12 protein-coding genes are annotated in these 14,158 nt (G+C 59.3%); 2 read left to right on the forward strand and 10 right to left on the reverse strand.

The window, feature by feature from the left end; genetic code table 11:
- Window positions 1-37: 37 nt before the first annotated feature.
- The 4 genes from HB680_RS12775 to HB680_RS12790 all read right to left on the reverse strand — a co-directional run bounded on the left by HB680_RS12775 (window position 38) and on the right by HB680_RS12790 (window position 7,057).
- Window positions 38-1,459: an efflux transporter outer membrane subunit gene (locus tag HB680_RS12775; protein ID WP_213938975.1), complete on the reverse strand. Its 1,422-nt coding sequence runs from the start codon at window positions 1,457-1,459 to the stop codon at window positions 38-40.
- Window positions 1,456-4,635, reverse strand: a complete 3,180-nt coding sequence (locus tag HB680_RS12780) for an efflux RND transporter permease subunit (protein WP_213938976.1) — start codon at window positions 4,633-4,635, stop codon at window positions 1,456-1,458. The genes HB680_RS12775 and HB680_RS12780 overlap by 4 nt, the downstream gene beginning before the upstream one ends.
- Window positions 4,636-4,647: 12 nt before the next feature.
- On the reverse strand, window positions 4,648-5,901 hold the full coding sequence (gene mexE / locus HB680_RS12785; protein ID WP_213938977.1) for a multidrug efflux RND transporter periplasmic adaptor subunit MexE: 1,254 nt from the start codon (window positions 5,899-5,901) through the stop codon (window positions 4,648-4,650).
- Window positions 5,902-6,148: 247 nt separating this feature from the next.
- A complete protein-coding gene (locus HB680_RS12790) occupies window positions 6,149-7,057 on the reverse strand; it encodes a LysR family transcriptional regulator (protein ID WP_213938978.1) in 909 nt (302 codons plus the stop codon).
- A gap of 99 nt (window positions 7,058-7,156) precedes the next feature.
- Here HB680_RS12790 and HB680_RS12795 point away from each other — a divergent pair, with 99 nt between their 5' ends.
- Window positions 7,157-8,020, forward strand: a complete 864-nt coding sequence (locus HB680_RS12795) for an aldo/keto reductase family oxidoreductase (protein ID WP_213938979.1) — start codon at window positions 7,157-7,159, stop codon at window positions 8,018-8,020.
- A gap of 44 nt (window positions 8,021-8,064) precedes the next feature.
- Here HB680_RS12795 and hisM read toward each other — a convergent pair whose 3' ends face one another.
- The 5 genes from hisM to HB680_RS12820 are packed head-to-tail and all read right to left on the reverse strand — an operon-like array spanning window position 8,065 to window position 12,178.
- Window positions 8,065-8,766: a histidine ABC transporter permease HisM gene (gene hisM / locus HB680_RS12800; protein WP_213938980.1), complete on the reverse strand. Its 702-nt coding sequence runs from the start codon at window positions 8,764-8,766 to the stop codon at window positions 8,065-8,067.
- Window positions 8,763-9,452 (reverse strand): ABC transporter permease subunit, encoded by a 690-nt coding sequence (locus tag HB680_RS12805; RefSeq protein ID WP_213938981.1) that lies wholly within the window; start codon window positions 9,450-9,452, stop codon window positions 8,763-8,765. The genes hisM and HB680_RS12805 overlap by 4 nt, the downstream gene beginning before the upstream one ends.
- A gap of 24 nt (window positions 9,453-9,476) precedes the next feature.
- Window positions 9,477-10,247 (reverse strand): ABC transporter substrate-binding protein, encoded by a 771-nt coding sequence (locus HB680_RS12810; protein WP_213938982.1) that lies wholly within the window; start codon window positions 10,245-10,247, stop codon window positions 9,477-9,479.
- A 60-nt stretch (window positions 10,248-10,307) separates the two neighbouring features.
- A complete protein-coding gene (locus tag HB680_RS12815) occupies window positions 10,308-11,162 on the reverse strand; it encodes a PfkB family carbohydrate kinase (protein WP_213938983.1) in 855 nt (284 codons plus the stop codon).
- A gap of 2 nt (window positions 11,163-11,164) precedes the next feature.
- Complete coding sequence (locus HB680_RS12820) at window positions 11,165-12,178, reverse strand: SIS domain-containing protein (protein ID WP_213938984.1); 1,014 nt, start codon at window positions 12,176-12,178, stop codon at window positions 11,165-11,167.
- 248 nt (window positions 12,179-12,426) lie between these two features.
- Here HB680_RS12820 and HB680_RS12825 point away from each other — a divergent pair, with 248 nt between their 5' ends.
- Window positions 12,427-13,212 (forward strand): GntR family transcriptional regulator, encoded by a 786-nt coding sequence (locus HB680_RS12825; RefSeq protein ID WP_213938985.1) that lies wholly within the window; start codon window positions 12,427-12,429, stop codon window positions 13,210-13,212.
- Here HB680_RS12825 and HB680_RS12830 read toward each other — a convergent pair.
- On the reverse strand, window positions 13,209-14,114 hold the full coding sequence (locus tag HB680_RS12830; RefSeq protein WP_213938986.1) for a LysR substrate-binding domain-containing protein: 906 nt from the start codon (window positions 14,112-14,114) through the stop codon (window positions 13,209-13,211). The two genes, HB680_RS12825 and HB680_RS12830, sit on opposite strands and share 4 nt — an antisense overlap.
- Window positions 14,115-14,158 lie beyond the last annotated feature (44 nt).

A 14,158-nucleotide genomic window follows, 5' to 3' on the forward strand; every position in this document is an offset into this window, starting at 1 on the left:
GGTTGGTTGCGGCCAACCAAAGGAGCTCTTTAATAACTTACTTGCTGGCGACCGTCTCCGGCTGCCAACCGCCACCGAGGGCCTTGTAGATCGCGACGATGCCGCGATACAGATCCACTTCGGCCTGGGCCTGGGAATCTTCGGCTGCCAGGCGTTCACGCTGGGCATCGAGCAGGACGAGGAAGTCCGCCGTGCCTTCGCGGTAGCGAATTTCCGCCAGATCAGCAGCGGCGCGGCTCGATTCGCTCTGACGAATCAGCGAAATCAGGCGTTGCTGACGCTTGCCGTAGTCGCTGAAAGCATTTTCCGATTCCTCGAGGGCCAGCAGCACTTGTTGCTCGTAAGTCGCCAGGGCGCCTTCGGCTTCGGCGTCGGCACCGCGCAAACGGGCGCGGACGCTGCCCAGGTCAAACGCTGCCCACGTGATGCTTGGACCCAACGCCCAGGCATTGGCTGCCGAGGAACCGATCTGCGAACCACGCCCGGCGGTGAAGCCGAGGAAGCCGCTGAGGCTGACCCGCGGGAACAAATCAGCCTTGGCCACGCCGATACGGGCAGTGGCGGAAGCCAGTTTGCGTTCGGCGCTGAGGATGTCCGGACGACGTTGCAGCAGTTCACCCGGATCACCGATCGGCAAGGCCTTGGCGATGGCGGGCAAATCTTTCGGGCTCAAGTCGACGGTCAGTTTGTCCGGACGTTCACCCAGCAGGGTGGCAATACGGTTTTTCTGCCGTACCTGTTCCGCTTGCAGTTGCGGCACGCTGGCTTCGACTGACGCCAGGCGCGCATCGGCGCGGACCACATCAAGCTGATCGCCGACGCCGGCATCACGCAGGCTGACCGTGATCTTGCTCGATTCCTGTTGGTTGTTCAGGTTGGCCAGGGCAATCTTTTCCCGCAGTTGCGCACCGCGCAGTTGACCGTAGGCATCCACCAGCTCGGCAATCATGCTGACTTGCAGTTGATACAGGTCTGCTTCAGCCGCTTGTTGCTCGGCGTCGGACGATTCCAGATTGCGCTGGATACGACCGAAAAGGTCCAGTTCCCACGCCATGTCCAGGCCCAGGTCATAGCGTTCGCTATTGACCCGTTTGGTGGTCTGGCCAGGGATTTGGCCCTTGGCCAGATCACTGCTGGCCCGGCTGGTGATGGTCGGCATCGCGTCGTTGCTGGCGTCATCGCGAATCGCTCGCGCGGCTTTCCAGCGAGCGAAGGCGACGCGCAAATCACGGTTGCCTTGCAGGGATTGCATCACCAACTGGTTGAGGGTCGGGTCTTCAAACTGTTGCCACCAGATGCCTTCGAAACGCGAGCGGTCATAGTTCTTCTGACCGTTGGCGCCATCGGTGGCGGCTGTAATGTTGGCCGCCTCCGTGGTTGGGGTTTTATAGTCCGGGCCGACGGCACAGGCGCTCAGCGCCAATACCAGCAAGCTCGGCAGGAAGGCTTTCAGGCTCATTGTTGCGACTCCAGTTTCAGGGCCTTGGCCGCTTTGCGCGCTTCACCGCGCTCCACAAAGTTACGAATCAATACGTAGAACACTGGCGTCAGCAACAGACCGAAGAAGGTCACCCCGAGCATTCCGGAGAACACCGCCACACCCATGGCATGACGCATTTCGGCACCGGCACCGCTGGAGAACACCAGTGGCACAACACCCATGATGAACGCGAAGGAGGTCATCAGGATCGGCCGCAGACGCAGACGGCAAGCTTCGAGAACCGCCGCCAGGGGGCCGAGGCCTTCCTGCTGTTTATCCTTGGCAAACTCGACGATCAGAATCGCGTTCTTACAGGCAAGCCCCACCAGTACGATCAAGCCGATCTGGGTGAAGATGTTGTTGTCGCCTCCGGAAGCAATCACACCGGTAATGGCCGACAGCAGGGTCATCGGTACGATCAGGATCACCGCCAGTGGCAGGCTCCAGCTTTCGTATTGTGCCGCGAGCACCAGGAACGCCAGCAGTACGCAGAGCGGGAACACGAACAGCGCGGTGTTGCCGGACAGAATCTGCTGGTAGGTCAGGTCGGTCCACTCGTAGGTCATGCCGTTCGGAAGTTCATCCTTCAGCAGTTTCTCGATGGCGATCTGGGCCTGGCCGGAGCTGTAGCCCGGGGCTGCCGCACCGTTGATTTCAGCAGTGATGAAGCCGTTGTAGTGCATGACGCGGTCCGGCCCCGAGGTGTCGCTGACCTTGATGAAGGTCGCCAGCGGGATCATCTCGCCCTTGTTGTTACGCACTTTCAGCTGACCGATCTGGTCCGGTTCGAGGCGGAACTGTTGCTCGGCCTGAACGTTGACCTGATAGGTGCGACCGAAGCGGTTGAAGTCGTTGGCATACAGCGAACCCAGGTAAATTTGCAGGGTGTCGAAGATGTCGCTGACGGCCACGCCGTGGGTCTTGGCTTTTTCACGGTCGATAGCGGCATCGACCTGCGGCACGTTCACGGTGTAGCTGGTGAACAGGGCGGCCAGTTCCGGCACGTTGTGGCTTTTGGTAATGATGTTCATGGTTTCTTTGTACAGCTCGTCGTAGCCCAGGTTGCCCCGGTCTTCGATTTGCAGGCGGAAACCACCGATGGTGCCCAGGCCTTGTACCGGCGGCGGCGGGAAGATCGCCATGTAGGCTTCTTCGATGCCGGCGAACTTACCGTTCAAGGCGCCGGCAATCGCACCGGCGGACATGCTCGGGTCTTTACGCTCGTCGAACGGTTTCAGGGTCACGAACACGATGCCGGCGTTCGGGCTGTTGGTGAAGCCGTTGATCGACAGGCCCGGGAAGGCCACCGCACTGTCCACGCCAGGCTGTTTCAGGGCCAGGTCGGACATGCGTTTGATCACGTCTTCGGTACGGTCCAGGCTCGAGGCGTCCGGCAATTGCGCGAAAGCCACCAGGTATTGCTTGTCCTGGCCGGGTACGAAACCGGTCGGGGTGTTGGCGAAACCGAAGAAGGTCAGCACCATCAGGCCAGCGTACAAGAACAGGGCGATACCGCTGCTGCGGATAACCCGGCCAACGGTGCCGACATAGCCATGACTGGCCTTTTCAAAGAAGCGGTTGAAAGGACGGAACAACCAGCCACCGAAGATCTTGTCCAGCACCTTGGAGAAACGGTCTTTCGGCGCGTCGTGGCTCTTGAGCAACACCGCGGCCAGCGCTGGCGACAGGGTCAGCGAGTTGAAGGCAGAGATCACGGTCGAAATCGCGATGGTCAAGGCGAACTGTTTATAGAACTGCCCGGTCAATCCGGAGATGAATGCCGCCGGGATAAACACCGCACACAGCACTAGCGCCGTGGCGATGATCGGGCCGGTTACTTCACGCATCGCACGCTTGGTCGCTTCGACCGGCGTCAGCCCAAGCTCGATGTTTCGCTCGACGTTCTCCACCACCACGATGGCGTCGTCCACCACGATACCGATGGCCAATACCAGGCCGAACAGCGACAGGGCGTTCAGCGAGAAGCCGAACAGGTGCATCACCGCAAACGTACCGATCAACGAAACCGGCACCGCCACCAACGGAATGATCGAGGCGCGCCAGGTTTGCAGGAACAGGATCACTACCAGAACCACGAGAATCAGCGCTTCGAAGAGGGTGTGAACCACCGCCTCGATGGAGCCGCGCACGAAGATAGTCGGGTCATAGACGATGCTGAAGTCCATGCCTTCCGGGAAGCTCTTCTTCAGTTCAGCCATCTTGTCGCGAACTTCGTTGGAGATTTGGATCGCGTTGGAGCCTGGACGCTGGAAGATCGGGATCGCTACAGCAGGCTGGTTGTTCAGCAACGAACGCAAGGCGTATTGGCTGGAACCCAGTTCGACGCGAGCGATGTCTTTGAGGCGAGTGATTTCACCGTTGTCGCCGGAGCGAATGATGATGTTCTCGAACTCTTCTTCAGAGACCAGACGCCCTTGAGTGTTGACCGACAACTGGAAGCTGGTGGCATTTGGCGCAGGAGGCGCGCCCAAGGCACCGGCAGCGACCTGACGGTTTTGCTCGCGAATGGCGTTGACCACATCGGTCGCGGTCAGGTTGCGCGAAGCAGTCTTGTTTGGATCGAGCCACACCCGCAGCGAGTAGTCGCCCATACCGAACAGTTGCACATCACCGACACCGCCCAGACGCGCCAGCTCATCCTTGATGTTGAGCAAGGCGTAGTTGGACAGGTAGAGCATGTCGTAGCGTTTGTCCGGCGAGGTCAAGTGGACCACCATGGTCAGGTCCGGAGAGGCCTTGTCCACGGTGATACCAATGCGCGTCACTTCTTCTGGAAGCTTCGGCTCGGTCCGGGTTACACGGTTCTGCACCTGCACCTGCGCGTTGTCCAGGTCGGTACCCAGGGCGAAGGTGATGGTCAGGGTGATCTTGCCGTCAGCGGTGGACTGCGAGGACATGTACAGCATGTTCTCGACGCCGGTAATGGCTTGCTCCAGTGGAGCGGCCACGGTTTCGCCGATGACTTTAGGGTTGGCACCCGGGAAGTTGGCGCGGACCACAACGGTCGGTGGAACCACTTCCGGGTATTCGCTGATCGGCAACTGGAACAGCGAGATGGCGCCGGCGATCAGGATCAGCAGCGAAAGTACCGCTGCAAAGATCGGCCGTGAAATGAAGAATTGGGAAAAATTCATTGTTGAGATCCCTTAACCGCGTGGGGTCGCAGCAGCCAGTTTCACAACTGCACCCGGCGCGACCTTGGCAGGTGCGACTTGGGGCAGGTTGCTGGCTTCCAGCGCTTGTCGTTGTTGAGCCAGAGCGGCGAGGGTTTCCTTGGTGGCCATCGGGATCACTTCAGGGGTGACCGGCGAACCAGGACGAACCCGTTGCAGACCCTTGACGATGACCGTGTCGTCCTTGTTCAGGCCGCTGCGCACGATACGCAAGCCTTCGATCTTCGGACCCAGCTCGACCGAGCGGTATACCGTTTTGTTGTCGGCATCCATTACCAGCACGAACTTTTTACCCAGGTCGGTACCGACCGCTTCGTCGTTGATCAACACGGCAGAGTAGGTGCCGCTGCCGACCAGTTTCAGACGTGCATACAGACCGGGGGTGTACTGGCCGTCAGCGTTGTCGAACACCGCACGACCGCGAATGGTGCCGGTCTTCGGGTTAACCTGGTTGTCGACGAAGTTCATCACGCCCTGGTGCGGGTTGCCGTCTTCGTTGGACAGGCCGAGGTACACCGGGGTGGTAGCGCCGCGTTTACCTTGACGGGCGAGTTGGGTGTATTTGAGGAATACACGCTCGTCGGCGTCGAAGTAGGCGTAGACCTTGTCGGTGGACACGACGCTGGTGAGCGCGGTGGTATCGGCGGTGACGAGGTTACCGGCGGTGATTTCCGCACGGCTGACGCGGCCGCTGATCGGCGAAGTGACGCGGGTGAAGCTCAGGTTCAGTTTGGCGAGGTCCAGTTGAGCCTGGAGGGCACCGACGGCAGCGCGAGCTTCTTGGGAAGCGCTGGTGCGCGAATCGGCCAGTTCGGCGGAGATCGCGTTGCTGGTGCGCAGGCGTTCGCCGCGCTGGGCTTCGTTTTCGCTGCGGGTAGCGTTGGCGCGGGACTGCGCGACCAGTGCTTCGAGGCGGCGGACTTCTGCCTGGAATGGGCGTGGGTCGATCTGGAACAGCACGTCGCCTTTCTTGACCAATGCGCCTTCAGTGAAAGCCACTTCATCGATCTGACCGGAGACCCGTGGACGAATTTCTACGGTTTCTGGCGCTTCGAGGCGCCCGGTGAATTCGTCCCACTCGTTGACAGGTTGCTCCAGCACCTTCGCCACGCTGACCTTGGCCGCGGGCATGGTGGCGGCGGTCTCAGGAGCCTTGCCGCAAGCGCTCATCACCAGAACGGCCAACAAGGCCAACGGGAAGCGCAAATGTTTGAGTGACTGTTCCATGGATGCATCCGCCAATGTATTGAGAATGGACGGATGATGCTCGGCGAGGCTGTATCGCACGAATCGAATGAGGCAAAGGTAACTATCATTCGGAATGATATAAGCGCCGGGCGAGCCCTCTAGCATGCGCCTTTAGTTAGGGGGCTATCAATCGGATTGATAACAAAGCTGTATTGCGAGGAGCGCAAAGGTCTCGATAGGCGTCTGGTGCGTGTGGGCGGCGTTGGTGGCCTGTCTATCTATCGCGTCAGTCGGCCCAAGGTTCTGAATGAATAAAGTCCACAAATGCTCTCAGCGGAGAGGGCAGGTACCGACGTCCGGGATAATAAAGATACGGCCCGGTAAAGCGCTGCCACCAAGGCTCGAGCACCCGTTCAAGCACACCGCTTTCCAGGTGCGGTTGCAACCAGTCCTCGAACAGATGAACAATCCCCAAGCCATCAATAGCGGCCTGTACGGCCAGATCCATCGCACCTCCAATCCGGACGATCAATGGGCCCGTCGGGTCGATGCGGACCACTTCGCCGTCACGCTCATATTCCCAGAGCGGCACGGCGCCGCTGGGGAACTTGCCGAGCAGGCAGGCATGTGTGAGCAGGTCTCGAGGGTGCTCGGGGCGCCCTCTGGCGTTCAGGTAGGACGGTGCTGCTGCCGTGGCGAAGCGCTGAAATCGTGGGCCGATACGGACGGCAATCATGTCCTGCTCCAAACGGTCGTCGTAGCGAATACCTGCATCACAGCCGGCCGCGAGCATGTCGACGAAGCTCTCTTCGGTAACGACCTCGACACAGATATCAGGATAGGCTTGCAAAAAAGGCGTGATGATTTTCGGCAACACCAGGCGCGCCGCGCTGACGGGAACGTTGAGCCTCAGTGTGCCTGAAGGACGATCACGGAAGTCGTTGACCACATCCAGTGCCGACTCGACTTCGCCAAGTGCAGGCACAATACGCTCCATCAACCGCGCTCCGGCCTCGGTTGGCACTACGCTGCGGGTCGTCCTGTTAAGCAGACGCACACCCAGGCCCGCTTCAATGCGCCGCACAGCATCGCTCAGGCTTGAAGCCGATCGGCCGCTTGAGCGTGCACCCTCGCGAAATCCACCAGCCTTTACCACGGCCACGAAGGCCAACAAGTCTTGAATATCAGTCGCCATTGTTCGCCCACCCGTACGGCCCGTGCAGATTGCAGCTGATTATCAGTGCAGTCGTCAATGCCTATAGTGCCCCCACACACATTGAAGGACGCACACGAAATGAGCCAAGCAATCCAGGCCGGTACTTTTTCACTGGGTGACCGGACCGTAAACCGAATGGGCTACGGCGCCATGCAGCTAGCCGGTCCAGGCGTGTTTGGACCTCCCAAAGACCCCGAGGCGGCGATTTCCGTTTTACGCGCAGCGATCGCGGCGGGGGTGAACCACATTGATACCTCTGATTTCTACGGCCCGCACGTCACCAACAAACTGATTCGGGAAGCCTTGCATCCCTACGCAGATGACTTGGTGATCGTGACCAAAGTGGGCGCACAGCGGGGAACCGATGGCTCCTGGAAACCGGCGCAAACCCCGGCTGAACTGGTCCAGGCGGTGCATGACAACCTGCGTAATCTGGGGCGCGATGTAATGGATGTGGTGAATTACCGGGCCTGGGGGAATTTGCACTCGCCTGGCGACGAGTCCATCGAAGAACAGTTCACTGCCTTGGCAGAACTCCAGCGCCAGGGCCTCATCCGCCACCTCGGCGTCAGCAATGTCACCGCCACGCAGGTCAGGCAGGCGCAGGGGATTGCCGATATTGTCTGTGTGCAGAATCATTACAACCTGTCCCACCGCAATGACGAGTTGCTGATCAGCGAGCTTGGCGCTCAAGGAATAGCCTATGTGCCGTTCTTCCCGCTGGGCGGCTTCACACCGCTCCAGTCGCAAACACTGACCACTGTTGCGACGCGCCTGGGTACTTCACCCAACCAGGTAGCATTGGCGTGGTTGCTACAGCGTGCGCCCAACATCTTGCTGATTCCCGGTACATCTTCGGTCAAGCACCTGGAGGAAAATCTGAAGGCGAGTGATTTGGTCATTGCACCGGACCTTTTGGCAGAGCTGGAGGACATGGCGTAGGTTTATTCAGCGCAGCCCGCTAGCCATTATCCTGCTGGCCTGTTTCATCGCTGATAGGCCAGCAAACGGCGCTCAGCCAATCGGAATATGCCTACCAGCGCACACGCCACCAACATGTAGAGCAAAGCAGCAATCCCATACGCCTGAAAGGTTTTGAAGGTTGCAGCATTGACATCGGCGGCGATTTTCAGGATGTCGGGGACGGTTGCAGTGAAGGCAATGGCCGTGGCGTGCAGGACAAAAATCACTTCGTTGCTGTAAGCGGGGAGTGCTCGACGCAGCATGCTCGGTATCAGCACGTGAATGAATAGTTGGCTGCGGGTCATGCCCAAGGCCAGTGCCGCCTCGATCTCGCCGCGCGGGGTGGTACGCAGTACGCCGGCAAGAATTTCAATGGTGTAAGCGCACGTATTCAAGGCCAGCGCGAGAATGACGCAGTGCATGCCGTCACGAAAAAACCACCACAGGCTCGATGACTCTCGGATGAAGCTCAAACTGGCCAGTCCGCTGTAGATAATCAGCAGTTGCACGAACAACGGCGTGCCGCGAAATACCAAGGTGTACAGCCGAATGGGCAGTGCGAGCCACTGACTGCCGTAGGTACGAATCAGTGCCAGCGGTATCGCCGCACACAGACCGATGAAGGCTGACGTCACCAACAGCCATAGCGTGATGGACAGACCGCTCCAGCGGTAACCGTCGGACCACAGGAAATTCGGCCCGAACTCTTTCAGTATCTCGATCATGACGCTCTCCGCTGCGGCTCGACGCTGTAGCGCCGCTCAAGGTGTTTGAGCGCCAGACTTGAAAGGATCGCAAAGGCAAAAAATATCGCGGCAATCACCAGATAAAAAAACATCTGCCTTGAGGTCGCGTTGCCCGCCTGTTTAGCGACCTGCACCATGTCATTGAGGCCCAGCAGCGAGATCAGGCCGGCACTTTTCAACAGCACTTGCCAGATGTTGCCGATGCCGGGCAATGCGAATCGCATCATCTGCGGGAAACGGATACGTCGCAGTACCTGCCAGTGGCTCATGCCGTAGGCGCGAGCCGCTTCCAGTTGCCCGAACGGGATGGCCTGGAAGGCTCCGCGAAAGGTTTCGGCGCAGTAGGCACCGTAGATGAATCCCAGCGTACCGATCGCGGTGCCGAAAGGGTTCAACTGCAACGATTCCTGACCGAACGCTTCCGCCAGCTGGTTCAGCCCGATTTGCGCGCTGTAGTAAATGAGCAGCATCAAGACCAGGTCCGGGACGCTGCGCACCAGCGTGGTATAGACCGTTGCGATCAGCCTTAGCGGCGCCAGTGGCGAGAGTTTCGCCAAGGCCCCGAGCAGGCCAAGCGCGATAGCCACGCAGGCAGCCCAGCTGGCCACCTGCACCGTCAACCACGCGCCCTGAAAAATAAGACGGCCGTATCCCTCAAGAAACATGGTTCCAGGCTCCGCGATGGTGGTTTATTTAGGCGAGATGTCGAAGTCGAAGTATTTTTTGGCGATGCGTTCGTAGGTGCCGTTCTGGTGGATTCGCTCGAGCGCCTGATTGATGTCGCCAGCCAGTGCGGTATCGCTTTTGCGCAAGCCGATCCCGGTTCCCGGTCCGAAGATTTCAGGGGATTTAACCACCTCGCCGGCATAGCTGAAGCCTTTGCCCATCGGCTTCTTGAGCAGGCCTTCGGAGACCGCGATGGCATCGTCGAACGCCGCATCGAGCCGACCGTTGATCAAGTCCGAGTAGGTCAAATCACTGCTTTGATACGGCACCACTTCCACGCCTTTCAAACCCCACATCCGCTTGGCATAGACCTCGAACACGCTGCCTTGCTGGACGCCGATGCGCTTGCCGCGCAAGGATTCGGCGGTCGGTTGCAACGCGCTGCCCTCAGGTGCCACCAGGCGTGCCGGGGTGTCATACAGCGTGTTGGAAAAGGCGATTTCGGTTTTGCGTTCTTCGGTGATCGACAAGGCAGACAGGATGCCGTCGAATTTTTTGCCTTTAAGGGCTGAGACCATCCCGTCGAAGGCGTTTTCAACCCAGACGCAACGACGTTTCAACTCGGTGCACAGGCTTTCACCCAACTCGATATCGAAACCTGTCAGCGAGCCGTCCGGCCGCTTGGACTCAAACGGTGGATAGGTGGGGTCGACCCCGAAGCGCAGCTCTTCGCTGGCGCCCCAGCTCATCAGCGGGCTGGTCACGAGCATCAAACCGATCAGATATTTTTTCATCGACAGGGTATCCACGACAGGTTGGTTGAGCCGCCTCGGGATTGGCCGAGGCAGCACGGATCAGCCTCGAATGTTCAAGGCTTGTTTCAGATGCTCGGAACGTTCGGCGTCCAGGGTTTGGCCATGGCCGAAACCACCAGACCAGCCACACACCTGGCGGGCATAATCGACGCCGCGTAAAAGGCAGTCGGCAAGGCTGTGCCGGGCTTGCCATGCCAGCACAAACGCGGCAATGAAGCCGTCCCCAGCGCCCATGCTGTCGACAATCGTGCAGGGCAGGCTGGGCTGTTCATGGACGCCGTGGACATCAACCGCGAGGGCGCCCAGCGCACCGCGAGTGATGACCACAGTCGAGGGGCCCATCGCCCGCATCGAGTGCGCGAGTTCATAGGCTTCTCGTGAAGACAGGTCAGCCGCCGAGAAAAAGGCGATATCGACATGCTTGATCAGGGCCGGCCAATCGAATTCGACCCAGTTGTCCGAGAAGTCGAAGGACAGGCAGCCGCTGGCGTGACGAATCTGCGCCAGTTGGTTTTCGAGGCCGCTGTAGAGGCTGCTGTGTGCCAGCGGGAACGTCGAGATATAGGCCAGATCCTCGGTGTTGAGTCGCAGCTGACGGCAAACACCAGGATCGCTGCCGAGAAACACACGCTCGCCATCGATGTTGTCAACACACGCCCAACCATTTGCGCCCGGCAGCGTTCGGCAACGGGATGCATCGACGTCTTCTTGTTGCAGGCAATCGAGCAGGCGCTGGCCATAGCGGTCGTCACCTACGCAGCCCAGGTAGGCACTACGAGTACCAAGGCGGGACGCGAATACCGCAACGTTGAGCGCATTCCCGCCCGGGTATTCGACGTTCCGGTCCAGGTACACGTCAATCGTGTTGTCGCCGACCGCGATCAGGCTGGCCATGCTCAATACTCCGTTTTCCACATATAGCGGCGAGTCGTCAGCGGTTGCTGATGCCAGACCGCCAGATGAGCAGCGATGCGCTCAGCGGCGATGCCGACGATGTAGGGCGCGACCATCGCACGGATCTGCGGGTCGATCCCTTCCATTGGAAAATCTTTGGAGTCGTAGACCATGACCCGTTCGGTATACCGTTGGCAGAAGCTCACGACCCGTTCCATCTGCGCTCGGCTGGGGTCTTCGCCGACCAGCAGAAGCAGCGGGGTGGAGGCATCGATGGCTTCGAACGGACCATGGAAAAACTCTGCGGCCTCCACTGGCAGGCAATGCAGCCATTGGCTTTCCATCACCACACAGACGCCGAACACATAGGCAGTGGTGAACATCGGGCCCGACGCGAGGAAGTACATGACGCGATCATCTTTATAGAGACGCGCCTCCTCGGTCGCTCGTTGGTCGTTGTTGATCGCCGCATCGGCCAGCGCTTGCGGTAGCGCTTTGAGTGAGCGAGTGAGCTTATCCAACAGCGGCCAGCCTTCGCGTTTGGCCAAAATACCGCCGATCAACGCCTGAAGGATCATGAAGCAGCCGAAGTACGCCTCGTCCGTGCGGCCCAGCAGGAAGCAATGTTGAACGGCTTGGGCCAGCGGCAGCTCGGCGGTCTGTGTCACGCCCACCGTGAGGCATGGTTTGTCTTGCAGGAAGCGTGCAGCGGCGATGGTTTCCTGGGTCGTTCCGGATTTGGACGCGAGCACAACGAGGGTGCGCTCATCCAGGCGCGGCGGGTCGATGTCCATGAAATCGGCCGGGAAATAACGGCGCACTTCCAATGAATGGCTGTAGCGCTCAAGCCAGTACTGCAGGCCGAGCATGATGCGGTTGGGAGCGCCGCAGCTGACGAAATAGATGCGGTCAATCCGCGTTGCCAGCTCTTGGCCAAACTGCTGGGCGTCGTCGACGATTTGAACGGATTGCTGCAAGGAAGCGATGAAGCCTTCTCGGTTGAACTGGATCGCCATGTGGACTCCTGGGTGCCTTGTCAAGGCGGTGCATGTTGCTGTTCATGACCACCATTTAGACCAAAAGCTATACCATGAAAAATACCATTACAAGGGTTTTTCCCCGTGGTCTAATGGGCCAAATACACGGTTTCCAGGGGTTTCCTGAGCCGGGTATTCTTTGTCATAGCCCAGTTGGCGGGTTTGCGTCGGTTTTCGGTTTTTACAGTCGCAGTGGATCGCCAGAAAAATATTCCAGGATGTAGACCATGAAAGTGACCAGCGAAAAACCTTCCGACGTGACGTTTCCCACGCCCCTGCGCAAACAGGTGGCCTGGCAGGCAGTCCAGGCGTTGCTTGAAATGCTGGAGCGTCCGGAGTTCGGACCGGCTGAGCGAATCCCGGCAGAAAGGGACCTGGCCGAACATCTGGGGATCAGCCGGATGACCTTGCGCAAGGCGCTGCAAACACTGATCGATCGCGGGGTCCTGGAGCGCCGCGGCAATCGCGGAACGTTCGTGACCGCTCCGGGCGTCGAACGACCGCTGAATACGGTGGCGCGTAAAGGCATTGCCGAAGTGGTTGAACAGGCTGGAGCCCGATCTGGCAGCAAATTGCTCTATTTCGAACAAACCCAGGCCAGCGTCCGCGTCGCCAAACTGCTGAAGATTCAGGAAGGGGATGTGTTGCTGACCATCAGGCGTCTGCGCACCGTGGACCAAAAGCCGTTCTGCATCGAGACCAGTTACATTCCTGCGGCCCGGGTACCGGAGCTGGTGGCGGGGGATCTGATCGAGGGGGGCTCGTTGTATGCGTTGTTGCTGTCGCGCTATCAGATTGAAATAGAAAGCGATGAGGGGACGTTAAGTATTGCCACGATGAATGACCAGGAGGCGCGTCTGCTGGAGGTCGACCCCGGAACGGCCGCGCTGGTGTATCGGGGCGTGATTTTCGACACCCAAGGGCAGCCCGTGGAGTATCTGGTCTCGATCAACCACCCTCAGCGTGTGGTGTTCAAACTGGCAGACAGTCGGGTCAACAGCTTTCGCGTCTAAAACCGATAATCCGCCGGCACCTCCCGAGCGATGAAGTGCTGCATGTGGTCGAGAAAGCTGATTTGCAGTTTCGACGCCGGTCCTTGAATCGGCAACAGCATGTTGAAGTCCATCTCGATGGCCGGTTCGAACGCTCTGAACACGATGCCATTGCCCCGGTACTCGACCGCGCTGATGGCATCGACCAACGCTATTCCCAGTCCTTGTTCGACGAACGTGCACATCGGTAGCGACAACTGGGTCTCCAGGCGCAGTTCACGCTCGACCCCATGAGCGGCAAATATCGCGTCGATGTGCTGCCGCGAACCGATGGATTGTGGATACGAAATAAACGCCTCGCCTTGCAGATCCTCCGGGCGGATGGTGGCCTTGTCCTGTAAGCGATGATTGGCCGGCAGTGCGCAGAGCATCCGTGTTGCCAGCAGTTTTTCTGCGCGCGGGCTGGGGTAGGTGTTGGGCAGTACGATGATGCCCAGATCGCAGCGCTGACCGACCACCAGATCAACGATCTCGCGCGATGAATGCACCACCAGCGAGATCTGCACTTGATCATGCTCAGCCATGAACGCAGCGATGGCTCGCGGCAGGAATGACAGGCCCATGGCCGGTGCGCAAGCGATGTGCAGTGAGCCGCGTTTCAAGCTGCGGATGTCTTGTGCCGCTCGGGCAATGCGCTCGACCCCGAGCAGTGAGCGTTGCACTTCCTGATACAGCGTCATGGCCTCAGCGGTCGGTTGCAATCGGCCCTTGGCACGGACAAACAAATCAAAGCCGATGTCCTCCTCGAGGCTTGCAATCAGGCGCGTCGCCGCCGGTTGCGAAATGTGCAGCATCTCGGCAGCACGGGTGACGGTCTGGCCGAGGATGACCGCGCGGAAGGCTTCCAGCTGGCGAAGATTCATGGTGGTGTCCTTCAGAAAAGCCATAACAAAAAGACATGGCCTTG

This window comes from Pseudomonas sp. dw_612 (genome assembly GCF_018449725.1).
Classification (GTDB): Bacteria; Pseudomonadota; Gammaproteobacteria; order Pseudomonadales; family Pseudomonadaceae; genus Aquipseudomonas.